This is a genomic window from Bacillus sp. FSL K6-2944 (assembly GCF_038005385.1).
Lineage (GTDB): Bacteria > Bacillota > Bacilli > Bacillales > Bacillaceae_G > Bacillus_A > Bacillus_A cereus.
On record NZ_JBBOTE010000002.1, the window covers coordinates 522722 to 536613 of the forward strand.

Below are 13892 nucleotides of genomic sequence, written 5' to 3' on the forward strand. Positions count from 1 at the left end.
ATTCAATGTACAAAGCCGTAGTGAAAATTTTTCATCCACTCTTATTATTTGTTAGTTTTGGTTTTGTATACCAATAAAAATGAATATAAATTAACAAATGCCCCAATGGTATTGGAATGAGAACAGATACGAGGAGTGGAGAAGATGGAACATATTGAAACAGAGGTACAAAAGAAAATTGATGCGCTCGGTCTAAGTCCTTTGGACGATATAATTTATCATAGATATTTTAAAAATCGAACGGTAGTAGAAATGGATGAACTTCAGTTTAAATATTATAAAATGTATGGGCAACAACCTATGTTCTATTCAATGACTCATCTTATGGATTCGACAATAGAAGAATTAGTAAAGAATGATGAAAAGAATCAAAAACAATTCAATCCTTCCCTTTTTATGAGGTTAAAAAGAAGGGTTGATAGATGGTTGTTTAGAGGAGTAGTTCGAAAGTAGAGTGGTAAAGAGAGAATGAGAGAATATAAAACAAAACAACAAAAACGTAAGTTCTATGACAGTAGGGCATGGAAACAATTGCGAGAAGAAGTAAAAAAGCGAGACAATTATGAGTGTCAGGAATGTAAACGAAATGGTCGTGTACAAACTGATACCAATGAGTACAGTGAGCGTGCCAAGCGTAAGAAGATTCAACTCGTTGTCCATCATATAAAAGAACTAGGACATCATCCAGAACTTGCATTAGAAATAGATAACTTAGAAACAGTCTGTGTGGATTGCCATAATAAAGAACACGGTAGAACATTCAAAAAGAAACCGAACAAATGGGAAAACGATGAAAAGTGGTGAAAATGATTCAGGGATAAGGCCCCCCGGTTTGAAGGTTGGGCTTTTTTTCGTCTAAGGGGCACCGGAGGAGAGGGGCGTTTTTCCAGATTTTTATGCTGTTTCGTATAGGACCCCTACCCAGTATGAAAATATGATTGAATCGAGGTGATATTATGGCGGACATTGATGAACGTGAGGTACTAGTTAACAAAGAAAAAAATCGTTTAAAAAGATTATTTAAAGACATCCCACCCAGTAAGTTAAAAGTGGTTGAAGGATTAATTATTCAGGCAGCAAGATTACGAGTTTTATTAAATGAGATGTGGATGGATATATCTGAGAATGGTGACTATGAAATGTTCTCACAATCTGATAAAACAGAGCCGTATGAAAGAGAACGACCTGTTGCCCGATTATATAATACCCGTGATCAATCATATCAAAGGGTCATTAAACAACTAACGGATTTGTTGCCAGAAGGAAATAATAAAAAAGAAATTAAGAAATATTCGGCAAGTGATTTAATATGATTGTTCATAAGTATGTAAGTGAATATATAGAACTATTTGAAACGGGAACAGTAGTATTAAATAAAGAACGTATCATGCTTATAAATTATTGTAACTACTCAGCTTCTTCAAATAAAAAAACAGGCCAAATACATGTTTCCGATTCGAAAACATGAAAAGAAAATACTCCAATCAGAGAAAGAATCTATGCCAAATAGAGAAATTCTCTTATGAAGTCGTGTTATTCCAAGGAACCGTTCTAGTTTCTATGACTTGGTTTATCGCTTGTAAGACCGATTGTTTTTGTTTTTTCATGGTACTCATAAAGCTTCGTATCTGACAAAAAGATTCTGCGCCTTTCTTACTTCGGAAAGTCCCAGACACTTTCTGTTTTACTTTCGTCATCCGAATATCCCGTTCTGCTTGATTGTTATCAAATGGAATGGCTGGATGTTCTAAAAACGCTAGAATTCTGTCAGAATACTTGACGAAGCGATTCCATAAATTTTGAGAAGGCGTCTGCTTTCCTTTCTTCTTTTGTTTCGTGGAAAGAATCTGTTGTTCTTTCAATATGGATTGATACATAATAAACAGATTCTTTTGCGTCGCTTTTGGCATGGTACCTTCGGATTGCTTTTTCATCGTCAACGCTTGCGTTAGAAATTTCTGCATCTGTTGTGCCCATTGTTCTCCAGTACTATCTATAATTCCTTGTAAATCTCGTAAGAGATGGGCATTACATAAAACGTGACGACAATCTGTATACGCATCATACGATTTCCAACCATCATGCATCGCAATTCCAGAAAAAGATGGCAAGATTTCTCCAGCATCCATTGCTTCTTTTCCACGTTTTTGATGAATATGTTGCAATGTCACCTCCGGTGTACTGGCAGTATGTAACCATTGTGTTTTGTTTTCTACACGCATACCAGTTTCATCAAAATGGACAACAGGAGACTGCAGAATCTTTTCCTTTACTTCTTTTATGAATGGCTGCAATTGAGAAGCGAAAGCCTGTGTATGATTTACCAGGGTTCCTTCGCTTATAGAATGTCCAAAACAATCCTGAAAGAATTCTTTTGTTCGCTTCAAAGAAATGCATTGATAATGCGTTAAATAGGGAATCAGTCTTTTTATATTTGGACCATATTGAACAGGACGAGATACTGTCGAAGGAAATTGGGCTTCTTGGATAGAATGGCAATGTGGGCATTCTTTCTGTTCTACTTTATGTTCTGTCACTTCGATCTGAATAGGTGGTAAGTCATACACTTGGCGAATGCGATACCCTTTTACAGGCTCGTGGTTCAAGGAAGTATGACAACAAGTACAATATGTAGGAGAATGTGTAATCGTATGATCTGGAGTCGCTGTCAAACCAAGAGTATGTCCCTTGTGGCCCAACTGGCCACCCGTTTGACGATGAGACGGTTTGCGCAAACTTTTTGTAACGGGCTTACCCAAACCATCTGTAGAAGGTGGCTTATGACTATTTTTGGAGTTTTTTTTTGAAGCATTTTCTAGTTCTTGTATACGTTTTTCTAACTTAGAAAATGTTTCTTCAAATAAAGAAATAACAGCTTCAGGTCCTTTTTTATATGTATCTAAAATAATTTTTCGATCGACCATAAGATTCACCTCCCCTGTTTGATATACTCAGTATTTACAAATGGGAGGCATATGAAACTAGTAAAATTTAAAAAAGACACCGAAAGGTGGCTGAGTAGTTACAAATTATTTAAAGCAAGATATATTAACCCGTAATGACTTACATTTCGATATGGATTTCATTCATAAATGTGTAACTTTCATAGAAAAGTGGCATTTCAAATTAAATTCCTTTCAGAAATTTTTAATAGCATTTGTGTTTTTGTTTGATGAATATGAGGATGTTTATTTTGATCAGCACTTCTGGATGATGGCAAGGGGGGCTGGTAAAAACGGATTGATTAGTGCTTTGACACACTTCTTTATTAGTGAATTACATGGTATTGAGCATTACAACGTATCGGTAGTTGCTAATACAGAAAGGCAAGCTAAGACTTCTTTTATAGATGTTTATGAAAAGAATAAAAAGCATGAGATATTAGACGAGCTGTTTGTATCAACAAAACAATTAATTACGAATAAAGCGACTCGTTCGACTTTTGAATTTCATACATCGAATGCAGGAAGTAAGGACTCATTAAGAGATGGATGTGTTATTTATGATGAGATACATAGGTATGAAAATAGCGATGTTGTAGAGGTATTCTCTAGTGGTTTAGGTAAAGTTCCTAACTCTAGGGAATTTTTTATTACCACAGACGGATTTGTTCGTGAAGGTTATCTTGACAAAATGAAAGAGCGAGCTATGAATATCCTGAAAGGGAAAGAAAAAGAGGATAGATTATTTCCTTTTATTTGTAAGTTGGATAACCCTGAAGAAGTAGACAATCCCGATATGTGGGAAAAAGCAAACCCGATGTTTAGTAAGCCTATGAGTCAATATGCTAGAGGTTTGTTTAAAAAAGTTATGCGCCAGTATAAAAACCTTGAAAATGATCCATCTAACAGAGAAAACTTTATGACGAAAAGAATGAACTTACCAGAAGTAGATTTAACGAAGTCTGTAGCCCCATGGGAAGAAATCATGCGTACTGGTTTTGAAGAAGATGGAGTAACACTTCGAGAAATTCCAGATCTAAGGCATAAAATAGCTGTGGGCGGGCTCGATTTTGCTAGTATCAAAGATTTTGCGGCAGTAGGGCTACTATTTAAGTATGGTGAAGATTATATTTGGAAATCCCATTCCTTTGTAAGGAAAGGCTTTTTGGATAAAGTGAAATTAAAAGTACCTATTAAGGAATGGGAAGAAAAAGGATTGCTTACTATTTTAGATGAGCCGGTTATTAATATCTCTCACATTGTAGACTGGTTTGTAAAAATGCGTGAGTTGTATGGGGTTAATACAATAGTAGCCGATACATTCCGTCTTGATCTGGTTAAAACAGCACTCGAAGCGGAAGGTTTCATATTATTATATATCCGTAATCCAAAAGCGATTCATTCACTTTTAGCTCCAAGAGTTGAAACGCTATTTGCTAATAACCATATTATCTTTGGAGATAACCCTTTAATGCGTTGGTACACGAATAACGTTTACGTTCATATCAAAAAAGATGGAAACAAAGAGTATCTGAAAAAAGACGAATTCAAAAGGAAAACAGATGGATTCCAAGCCTTTATCCATGCATTATGGCAAGCGGATAAAATCCTTGTGGATGAATTCGACTTTATGTTAGACGGTATTAAATTCTAATAAAGGTGGTGATAATCATTGGATGGTTGGACGCAGTATTTAAAAGAAATAGTGAAGTAGGATTTATGTTTGATGTGGAAATGTTTATCGAAAAGGCAAATAGAGTCCATATGAAGCGACTAGCGATTGATACATGTATTTCTTTTTTAGGAAGAACAATAAGTCAGTCGGAATTCAGAGTGAAAAATGGTGAAGAATTTGAAAAGGATGAGCTTTATTACCGATTAAATATTAGACCAAATAAGAATATGACAGCCAGTACTTTTTGGGAGAGTTTCATTTACAAACTTATTTATGATAATGAAGCTTTGATTATCCAAGCGGATGATGGTGATCTACTTATTGCTGATGACTTTGAACATAACGAATATGCTGTGTTTGAAGATACTTTTACAAATGTCACTGTAAAAGATTATCAGTTTAAGAGAAGTTTTAAACAAAGTGAAGTCATTCATTTAAGATACAGGAATGATAAGTTATCACCTCTTATCGATGGTTTGTTTACTGATTATGGTGATTTATTCGGTAGGATATTAAGTTCTCAAAAACGTAAGAATCAAATTCGCGGAACAGTTGACATGGACATGCTTGCGGCAAAGAGTAAAGAACATCAAGCGAAGCTTCAAGAATTCATTGATAACATGTATAAAGCTATTGGTGAAAAAGATGTTGCTATTATTCCGCAACAACCAGGTTTTAAGTATGCTGAAACATCAGGCGGAGGGAATTCTGGTCAGAGTGTGGAGGAAATCAATAAAGTAACGAATGGTTTCTTAAATCAAGTAGCAATGGCTTTTGGTATTCCAACTGCTTTGATATATGGCGAAATGGCTGATGTTGAGAAGCAAACGAAAAATTATATGCTTTTCACAGTGAAACCTTTATTAAAAAAGCTTTCTGATGAAGCAAACGTTAAATTTTTTGAAGAAGAAGAGTATCTTTCAGGTCACAAAATTGAAGTTAAAGCTGTTTCTTATCAAAGTATATTTGACCTTGCGACAAGCATCGATAAACTCATTTCTTCAAGTGCATTTACAGGGAATGAGATTCGATTAGAAGTAGGATATGAAGTTTCTGATGATCCTAACTTAAATACACATCATATTACAAAAAACTATACGAAACTAACTGAATCTGAGGAGGTGAGAATACAAATGACGGTGAAAATTGACGTTAAAGGGCCAATTATTTCGAATGATGAAGCTTGGATTTATGATTGGTTTGAAATGGATGCGACAAGCCCAGGTAAGATTACAAAACAACTGGATAACGCAAATAGTGAGGATTTAATTGTATCAATCAATAGTCCTGGTGGTTATGTAGATGAGGGTTCGGAAATTTACACAGCATTAAAAAATTATCCTGGTCATGTGGAAGTTCAAATTGTTGGTTTAGCAGCAAGTGCAGCTTCTGTAATTGCTATGGCAGGTGATAAAGTTCGCATTTCTCCAACAGCAAAAATCATGATTCACAACGCCGCTAAGTGGCATGGTGGAGATCATCGTGACATGGAAAAGGCGGCTGAGATGTTAAAAATAACAGATCGAGCAATTGTAAATGCCTATGTCATTAAAAGTGGTAAATCAGAAGAAGAACTACTTAACATGATGGCTGAAGAAACTTGGATGGGTCCGCAACAAGCATTAGAAAACAATTTCGCGGATGAAATCATGTTTATGGAGAATTCAGTTAAAATGACAGCTTCAACGGCTACTGCTGCCATGCTTCCGCAGAAAGTAATCGATGGCTTTAGAAATGGAACCATGAACAAAGGCCAAGGAATTACAAAAGAAGATTTAAATGCAGCATTATCAGGATTAAAAAACGAAATCCTGAATGATTTACAAAACAATATAGAAGAACAACCAAAGGAGCCGAATCCTAAACCTGTAAAAAACAGTGGGATTAAAGGGCTCCTTTTAAAATTATAAAAAACGGGGGAAACACATAATGGTTATTAAATTTAATAAATCTGAAGCATTTAATAAGGCAAAAGCAAAATTGACGGATACTTTAACTAACGCGGAAAGTACAGAACAAGAACAAACGTCAGCGTTTGAAGGTTTCTTTGATGCACTACAAACAGATGTAGCAAATACAGTTCGTGAACAAGTAAATAACGATATGCTTGATCGTTCCATTTTACAGCAACGTGGTCAAAATGTTTTAACTTCAGCAGAAACAAAATTCTTTAATGCAGTTGTAAAAGAAGGTGGATTTACAGATGGCTCAATCCTTCCTGTAACGACTCAAGAGCGTGTGTTTGAAGATTTAGTTACAGAACATCCCTTATTAGCTGAAATTGGTTTGCAAGACTTAGGAGCAGTTACGAAGTTTATTTACTCTGATGCAACGAAGGCGTATGTATGGGGCGAATTATTCAGTGAAATTCGCGGGCAAATTGATGCCATCTTCAAACAAGAAAAGATTGGCCAACTTAAATTAACTGCATTTGCAGCAATTCCGAATGATATGAAGGAGCTTGGACCGGAATGGATTGAACGCTATGTTCGAACTGTTTTAGTAGAAACATATTCTGTTGGTCTAGAATTTGGTTTTATTAATGGTGGCGGATCTGTAGCACATCAACCAGTTGGTTTAATGAAAGATGTAAACCCTGAAACAGGTGCTGTTACTGATAAAAAATCTTCTGGTAAACTAACATTTGCTCCGTCTGATAAAGGGGTAATTGTAGCAGGCGAACTTTACGAAGTAGTAAAAGCTTTATCTGTTGATGCAAAAGGGAAATCCAGAAAAGTATTAAATAAAATTGTAATGATAGTTAACCCGATTGATGCAATTGGCGTACAAGCACGTAATACAATCCAGACCGCAACAGGTCAATGGGTAATGGCATTGCCTTATAACATTAAACCTGTCGAGTGTGAGGAAGTTCCTGTTGGTAAAGCGTTATTCTTTGTAAAAGGACAATATATTGCTGCAATCGCAGGTGGATACAAGCTAAAAGAATTTGATCAAACATTAGCTTTCGAAGATGCTACTCTTTATACAATTAAACAATTTGCTAATGGGAAACCAAAAGATAATAAAGCGGCTCTTGTTTACGATTTAGAAATTTCATTTACACCACCAGCAGAAACAAAATCTAAATAAAGGGTGAAGTGAATGAGAAGCGCAACAATTTCAGATGAAATATTGCAAGAGTTCAAAGAAAGGATGCACTTAGGCGATGAGGAAGACGATAACCTAAAGCGTATCCTTTCTACGTCTAATAAGTCTTTATTGAGAGTTTGTGGTGATTACGATTTAAATACTAACGAGGAGTTCAAGGAATTAGTCTTTGAACGCTCTCGTTATGTCTATAATGATGCCTTAGAGTATTTTGATAAGAATTTTTTAAGTCAGATTAATAGTTTAGGCGTTGATAAAGCATTAGAAGAAATTAAGTTGGACGGTGATTAATATGCGTCCTTTTCAGTACAAGAAACCACTAAATACAGGCGATTTTAGGAATAGAATCATTATTGAAGAACCTGTAATAATAAAAGATGAATTAAATCAAGTAATCGAAACGTCTTGGCCAGAATTTAAAAAAGCCTGGGCGATGATAAAAACGGTGAAAGGTTCTGAGTACATTGAAGCTTCCGCTTCGCAGGCTACAAGGGTTTATCGATTCGTTATTCCATATACTTCTGGTATTACGGAAGAAATGCGAATTAGTATGAAAGGTCGTATCTTTGATATCATCGAGCCGCCAATGAATGATGATGAAATGCATCAAACATTGACTATAATCGCAAAGGAGTATGTTTAATATGAATGATTTTGCGGGAGAGCTGGCTAGAGAATTACAAAGATATGCAAATGTTGTGGAAGAAGAATTGACAAATGCACAAGAAGATGTAGCTGATATCGCTGTAGATAAGTTAAGACAAAATAGTCCTAAAAAAACAGGGGGTTATCGTAAAGGTTGGCGCAAGAAAAAAGTTGATAAAGCCGTTGTTATCCATAATACAAAAGGGCAATTAACGCATCTTTTAGAAAATGGCCATGCGAAAGCTGATGGTGGACGAGTACCAGAGAAAGTGCATATTCGTCCCGTGGAAGAGTATGTAATTGATGAATTACCAAAACGTGTTGAGAGGGCAATAGAATCATGACATTAATATTAGGCGAATTAATAAAAATTCTTGAAGCTACAGGTTATCCTGTGGCTTATTCGCATTTCACAGCAACGCCAGGTAATCCAGTTCCAGCGCCACCGTATATCTGTTTTCTTGTGGACGGTTCAGCAAATCTCATGGCCGATAACAAAGTCTATCACAAGATAAATGATTTAAATATCGAACTTTATACCACAAAAAAGGACTTGGTTGCAGAAGCCAAGCTTGAAAAGGTCCTAGACGATCATGAAATACCTTATGACTCGTATGGGATTTTTATTGAATCTGAGAAATTATTTCAAAAAACATATGAAACGAGGTTGTTGTAAATGAATGAAAACAAGGTAACATTCGGTTTGAAAAATGTACATTACGTGCCATTTGATAGTAAAGATTTCTTAGTTACATTTGGGACACCAATTCCATTACCTGGTGGAGTTGAACTAACATTTGAGCCACGCGGTGATTTAATTGAATTCTATGCAGATGACATGCTTTATTACGCGGCAAGTAATAATCAGGGTTACGATGGAACATTAAGTATTGCTACTATCCCAGAAAAATTTGCTATCGATGCACTTGGTGAGGAATTAGATGAAACGGATGGCGTATTAAATGAATTAGCTGATGCAAAAGGAAAACCGTTCGCTTTATTATTTGAGTTTGATGGTGACGTGAACGCAACTCGACATGTTATGTATAACTGTTCAGCAAGTCGTCCAACACTTGCATCCAAAACAAAAACAAGTTCGGCTGAACCAAATACAAATGAACTGAAGTTTGTTTCTAGCCCAATTGTTTTAGTACCTGGTGGAAGACCAATGGTTAAAACGAAAACGACTGCTAAAACAACACAAGCAATTTATAACGACTGGTACAAAAAAGTATATGTAAAAACACCAGCAGCACCAAAAGGAGCGTAATAGTAAATGGAAAAGACAATTACAATAGATGGAAAACAAGTCCGATTAAAAAGTACAGCAGCTACTGTTAAACGATATAAAGCGCAATTCAGACGTGATTTATTTGCTGATATGTTTAAGTTAGGGATTTTGTCTCCTTCAAATCCTCAAGAGGGTTCACTAGCCACTATTGATTTAGCAAATGCAGATTTAAGTAAGCTAGATTTTGAAGTTGTATATGATTTAGTTTGGTTATATGCGAAAACAGCAAATCCAGAAATTGATGATCCAATTACATGGTTAGACGGTTTTGATGAATTCCCTATCTCAGAGATTATTCCAGAAATTATGGATATGATTCAAAGTACGATGGGTGCAAAAAAAAAATAAAGAAAAGTAATGGAGAGCAAGGGACGTTCAGTGATGAAGAATTAACCACTGATACGTTCCTTGCTCTTTGTTATAAAGCGAAATTAACGCATTGGGATTTGGAAGTCATGACAATTGGAGATTGTTTTGATTATATTGCTGAATTTGCTGAAATGGAGAATCCAGACAAAGAAAAAGTCAGAAAAGCAAACCAAAAAGACTTTGATTCATTCTAAGAAAGGGGTGAAAGAATGGCTGGAGGAAAAATCAAAGGGATTACGATTGAAATTGGTGGGAATACGCAGCCGTTACAAAACGCTTTAAAAGATGTAAATAAACAGAGTGATAGCTTAGCGACCGAACTAAAAGAGGTAGAGCGCCTTTTAAAATTTAATCCTGGTAATGTGGAAGCATTAGCCCAAAAACAAAAGTTGCTTACACAACAAATTGAAAACACTACACAAAAGCTCGATAAATTAAAAGAAGCGGAGCAGCAGGTTCAAGCGCAATTCCAAAACGGAAAGATATCGGAAGAACAATATCGTGCGTTTAGACGTGAAATTGAATTTACACAAGGGTCACTGGATGGTTTGAAAAATAAGCTTGGTAATATGAAAGCTGAACAAGAAAATGTGGCAAGTTCAACAAGACAATTAGAAACGTTGTTTAGCGCTACAGGCAAAAGCGTTGATGATTTTGCAGGCGCATTAGGTAATCGTCTTGTAAATGCAATTCGAAACGGTACAGCAACAAGTAAGCAATTAGAACAAGCAATTGGGATTATTGGACGCGAAGCATTAGGAACAGAAGCTGATATTGAAAAGTTACAACGTGCGCTACGATCTGTGGATGCGGGGAATTCAATTCAGCAAGTACGAAATGAGTTGAGAGATTTACAACAAGAAGCTGGGAGAACTGAGAAAAAGTTTGAAGGATTAAAAATAGGATTAGAAAATGTCATTGGTGGTATGGCAGTTGGTGGCGGTATTGCTAGTGCAGTTGAAAAAGCAATGGATATGTCAAAATTGAAAACTAAGATTGATATCACTTTTGATGTTCCAGAGTCTTCGAAAAAATCAGTGGAAGAAGCGATTAGGGGCGTTAGTACTTATGGTATTGACGCTGAAGAAGCATTAGAAGGTGTTCGCAGACAATGGGCATTAAATAAGAATGCTTCTGATGAAACAAATGCCGCTGTGGCTAAAGGGGCAGCGACTATTGCAGCATCCTATGCCGGAATTGATTTTAATGAACTTATACAAGAAACCAATGAGATTGGTGCAACGTTAGGTATTACGAACGAGGAAGCATTGGGGCTAGTTAATACATTATTAAAAACAGGATTTCCACCTGAACAATTAGATATTATCGCAGAATATGGGGATCAGATGGTTCAAGCTGGATTTTCGGCTAAAGAAGTCCAAGGAATCATGTCAGCAGGAGTAGATACTAAAAGTTGGAATATCGATAACCTATTGGATGGTGTGAAAGAAGGACGTATCAAAATGGCCGAATTTGGTGCGGGTGTAGATAAATCTATGCAAGAGGTTTTAGATAAAACAAAAATTTCAGCGGATCAGTTTGAAAAATGGGGTCAGGCAATTGCTGGCGGTGGTGAAAATGGACAAAAAGCTATGCTTGAAGCAACCAAGGCTTTAGCTGGTGTTGAAAATGCAACAGACAGAAATGCACTTGGCACGAAGATGTTCGGTACTCTTTGGGAAGACCAAGGAAAGAAAATCATCGACACGATTTTGAAAGCAGAAGGTAAACAAGTCGATTTAAAAAAGGGAGTAGAGGATTTACAGGGTGCTACTTCTAAAATAGATGCATCTCCAGCAGTTAAATTTCAACAAGCAATGCAAGATTTACAAGTTGCTCTTCAGCCTGTTCTTGCAGTTATAGCAGATCTTGTCTCTAAATTCGCTGAATGGATTTCTAATAATCCTGAATTAGCAGCTACTTTGGCAGCTATCGCAGTTGCTATTGGTGTAATTGCAGGAGCATTCATGGCTTTAGCACCAATAGTTGCTGTTATAACAAGTATAGGATGGGCGATGACAGGGTTGGTTGCTATTATTCCGATAATAGTAGCACTTGTTGTTGCTCTAGGTGTTGCAATTTATAAAAATTGGGATGATATCAAACAATGGACCATTGATGCTTGGAATGCAATTGGAGAATTTTTAGTAGGCATATGGGATGGGATTGTACAATGGGCCAGCGAAACGTGGAATAGCATTAGTGAATCAACATCGGAAGTTTGGAATTCGATTAAAGAATACTTAATAGAGTTATGGAATGGGATAGTTGAGTCTTTATCTGAAATATGGAATTCTATTGTTGAAACGACTACAGAAATATGGAATTCTATTGTGGAATATTTGACTGGAATTTGGGATGGAGTAGTTGAAACATTATCAGAAGTTTGGAATGGCATCAGTCAAACTACTTCTGAAGTGTGGACAGCGATTAGTGAGTTTTTCATTAATACTTGGAATGGACTAGTTGCCTTTCTAACTCCTATTTTACAAGGAATTGCTGATTTCTTCTCTATGATTTGGAACGGTATTTCCACAGTGATTCAAACTGTATGGAGTTTTATTACACAATACTTACAAGCAATTTGGACCGCTATTTTATATTTCGCCACTCCGATTTTTGAGTCTATACGAGAGTTTTTAGCTTCGGTATGGGAATCTATTAAAGAAAAAGCTACAGCGGTGTGGGATGCACTTACAAGTTTCTTAACGACTTGTTGGAATGGAATCGTTTCAATTGCGACAACTGTATTTGATTGGATTAAAAATACAGTTACCACCGTTTGGGATACAATCAGTTCAGCAACAATGTCTGTATGGAATGCCGTTAAGAATTTCTTACAATCATGCTGGAACGGGTTAGTAGCTTTTGTAACGCCAATATTCACCTCAATAAAAGATTGGATTGTGAATACATGGAATACGATTAGTTCCACAACAAGTGCAGTATGGAATACGATTAAAGGCTATCTATCTAGCTTATGGAACGCAATTGTTTCCACAGCGAGTTCTGTATTTAATAACATCAAAGAAGTTATTTCAACTGTATGGAATATGATTAGTAGTACAAGCAGTAGCATTTGGAATGGTATTAAATCAACTCTCTCAAACATCTGGGAAGGTATCAAGTCAACAGCATCTTCTGTCTGGAATGGATTAAAAGAAGCCATTATGACGCCTGTTCGTTGGGTAACAGATGCGGTTAGTGGAGCATTTGAAGGCATGAAATCAGCAGTATTAGGTGTATGGGATGGTATTAAAAGCGGTATTCGTACAGCTATCAATGGAATTATTCGTATCATAAATAAATTTATAGATGGCTTTAATACACCAGCAGAATTATTAAACAATATACCAGGAGTTAGCGCGCCAACTATTCCACATGTACCGATGCTTGCTAAAGGTGGAAAGCCTGTGGGAGATGGCTCATTTATTACTGGAGAAAAAGGACCGGAACTGTTTACTAAAAGAGGGAATTCTATCACAGTTACACCGTTATCTTCAAAAGAAAGATCCCTCGGTATCACTGGAACTATGAATCAACTAATGAGTGATATGAGCCGGATGATGGCTAGTTCAATGAGTCAATTATCAGGGTTAAAGAGTGTTATGAGTGGTGTGTATGGAAATATGTCAAATAGTAGACAAGCTATGGCAGCTGGTGTTGCGAATCCAGTGATTCATTCTTCTTCAGGATCATCTGGCGGTGGAGTCATTCCAATGCTTGGTGGAGATTTAGTTATTGAAGTACCTGTTAATTTAGAAGGAAGAGACGTGGCACGCGGTACTTATCGCTATACAACCGAGTATCAAGAAAGAGAAGTAAAAAGAAACTCAGACTTTTAAGTTTGGGTTTCTTT

Annotated in this window: 14 protein-coding genes and 1 pseudogene; 14 read left to right on the plus strand and 1 reads right to left on the minus strand. The window is 36.4% G+C overall.

Annotated features, from left to right (window positions below; genetic code table 11):
• Positions 1-144: 144 nt before the first annotated feature.
• The 3 genes from MHH55_RS23750 to MHH55_RS23760 all read left to right on the plus strand — a co-directional run bounded on the left by MHH55_RS23750 (position 145) and on the right by MHH55_RS23760 (position 1313).
• Positions 145-453 carry a hypothetical protein gene (locus MHH55_RS23750; protein WP_078187445.1) on the plus strand — a complete coding sequence of 103 codons (309 nt, stop codon included), beginning with the start codon at positions 145-147 and terminating at the stop codon, positions 451-453.
• A gap of 15 nt (positions 454-468) precedes the next feature.
• Positions 469-804, plus strand: coding sequence for an HNH endonuclease (locus MHH55_RS23755; protein WP_078187444.1), 336 nt, complete (start codon positions 469-471; stop codon positions 802-804).
• A gap of 152 nt (positions 805-956) precedes the next feature.
• A complete protein-coding gene (locus MHH55_RS23760; RefSeq protein ID WP_000763336.1) occupies positions 957-1313 on the plus strand; it encodes a hypothetical protein in 357 nt (118 codons plus the stop codon).
• A gap of 207 nt (positions 1314-1520) precedes the next feature.
• Here the strand turns inward: MHH55_RS23760 and tnpC are convergent, their stop codons facing one another.
• On the minus strand, positions 1521-2924 hold the full coding sequence (gene tnpC, locus MHH55_RS23765; RefSeq protein ID WP_100910632.1) for an IS66 family transposase: 1404 nt from the start codon (positions 2922-2924) through the stop codon (positions 1521-1523).
• Between the two features lie 121 nt (positions 2925-3045).
• Here tnpC and MHH55_RS23770 point away from each other — a divergent pair, with 121 nt between their 5' ends.
• The 11 genes and pseudogenes from MHH55_RS23770 (at position 3046) to MHH55_RS23820 (ending at position 13878) form a co-directional block, all read left to right on the plus strand.
• On the plus strand, positions 3046-4596 hold the full coding sequence (locus tag MHH55_RS23770; protein WP_078187927.1) for a terminase TerL endonuclease subunit: 1551 nt from the start codon (positions 3046-3048) through the stop codon (positions 4594-4596).
• Between the two features lie 8 nt (positions 4597-4604).
• Positions 4605-5767: pseudogene (locus MHH55_RS23775) on the plus strand (phage portal protein).
• Entirely contained in the window at positions 5751-6527 is a 777-nt protein-coding gene (locus tag MHH55_RS23780) for a head maturation protease, ClpP-related (protein ID WP_078187925.1), read from the plus strand. The pseudogene MHH55_RS23775 and the gene MHH55_RS23780 overlap by 17 nt, the downstream one beginning before the upstream one ends.
• A gap of 19 nt (positions 6528-6546) precedes the next feature.
• Positions 6547-7710, plus strand: a complete 1164-nt coding sequence (locus tag MHH55_RS23785) for a phage major capsid family protein (protein WP_078187923.1) — start codon at positions 6547-6549, stop codon at positions 7708-7710.
• A gap of 12 nt (positions 7711-7722) precedes the next feature.
• Positions 7723-8019, plus strand: a complete 297-nt coding sequence (locus tag MHH55_RS23790; protein ID WP_033698922.1) for a hypothetical protein — start codon at positions 7723-7725, stop codon at positions 8017-8019.
• A 1-nt stretch (position 8020) separates the two neighbouring features.
• A complete protein-coding gene (locus MHH55_RS23795; protein ID WP_078187921.1) occupies positions 8021-8371 on the plus strand; it encodes a phage head closure protein in 351 nt (116 codons plus the stop codon).
• A 1-nt stretch (position 8372) separates the two neighbouring features.
• Positions 8373-8717 carry an HK97 gp10 family phage protein gene (locus MHH55_RS23800; RefSeq protein ID WP_033698918.1) on the plus strand — a complete coding sequence of 115 codons (345 nt, stop codon included), beginning with the start codon at positions 8373-8375 and terminating at the stop codon, positions 8715-8717.
• On the plus strand, positions 8714-9049 hold the full coding sequence (locus MHH55_RS23805) for a hypothetical protein (RefSeq protein ID WP_078187919.1): 336 nt from the start codon (positions 8714-8716) through the stop codon (positions 9047-9049). The genes MHH55_RS23800 and MHH55_RS23805 overlap by 4 nt, the downstream gene beginning before the upstream one ends.
• Positions 9050-9643 (plus strand): major tail protein, encoded by a 594-nt coding sequence (locus MHH55_RS23810; RefSeq protein ID WP_001004920.1) that lies wholly within the window; start codon positions 9050-9052, stop codon positions 9641-9643.
• A gap of 6 nt (positions 9644-9649) precedes the next feature.
• Positions 9650-10012 (plus strand): hypothetical protein, encoded by a 363-nt coding sequence (locus tag MHH55_RS23815; protein WP_000415931.1) that lies wholly within the window; start codon positions 9650-9652, stop codon positions 10010-10012.
• 230 nt (positions 10013-10242) lie between these two features.
• Complete coding sequence (locus tag MHH55_RS23820) at positions 10243-13878, plus strand: DUF2207 domain-containing protein (protein ID WP_340881473.1); 3636 nt, start codon at positions 10243-10245, stop codon at positions 13876-13878.
• Positions 13879-13892: the final 14 nt, after the last annotated feature.

Excerpts from the sequence above, each read along its gene's own strand:
- MHH55_RS23815 (WP_000415931.1), top strand. The coding sequence starts at position 9,650 with ATGGAAAAGACAATTACAATAGATGGAAAACAAGTCCGATTAAAAAGT.
- MHH55_RS23795 (WP_078187921.1), top strand. The coding sequence starts at position 8,021 with ATGCGTCCTTTTCAGTACAAGAAACCACTAAATACAGGCGATTTTAGG.
- MHH55_RS23760 (WP_000763336.1), top strand. The coding sequence starts at position 957 with ATGGCGGACATTGATGAACGTGAGGTACTAGTTAACAAAGAAAAAAAT.
- MHH55_RS23755 (WP_078187444.1), top strand. The coding sequence starts at position 469 with ATGAGAGAATATAAAACAAAACAACAAAAACGTAAGTTCTATGACAGT.
- tnpC (WP_100910632.1), bottom strand. The coding sequence starts at position 2,924 with ATGGTCGATCGAAAAATTATTTTAGATACATATAAAAAAGGACCTGAA.
- MHH55_RS23820 (WP_340881473.1), top strand. The coding sequence starts at position 10,243 with ATGGCTGGAGGAAAAATCAAAGGGATTACGATTGAAATTGGTGGGAAT.
- MHH55_RS23750 (WP_078187445.1), top strand. The coding sequence starts at position 145 with ATGGAACATATTGAAACAGAGGTACAAAAGAAAATTGATGCGCTCGGT.
- MHH55_RS23785 (WP_078187923.1), top strand. The coding sequence starts at position 6,547 with ATGGTTATTAAATTTAATAAATCTGAAGCATTTAATAAGGCAAAAGCA.
- MHH55_RS23780 (WP_078187925.1), top strand. The coding sequence starts at position 5,751 with ATGACGGTGAAAATTGACGTTAAAGGGCCAATTATTTCGAATGATGAA.
- MHH55_RS23810 (WP_001004920.1), top strand. The coding sequence starts at position 9,050 with ATGAATGAAAACAAGGTAACATTCGGTTTGAAAAATGTACATTACGTG.
- MHH55_RS23790 (WP_033698922.1), top strand. The coding sequence starts at position 7,723 with ATGAGAAGCGCAACAATTTCAGATGAAATATTGCAAGAGTTCAAAGAA.
- MHH55_RS23800 (WP_033698918.1), top strand. The coding sequence starts at position 8,373 with ATGAATGATTTTGCGGGAGAGCTGGCTAGAGAATTACAAAGATATGCA.
- MHH55_RS23805 (WP_078187919.1), top strand. The coding sequence starts at position 8,714 with ATGACATTAATATTAGGCGAATTAATAAAAATTCTTGAAGCTACAGGT.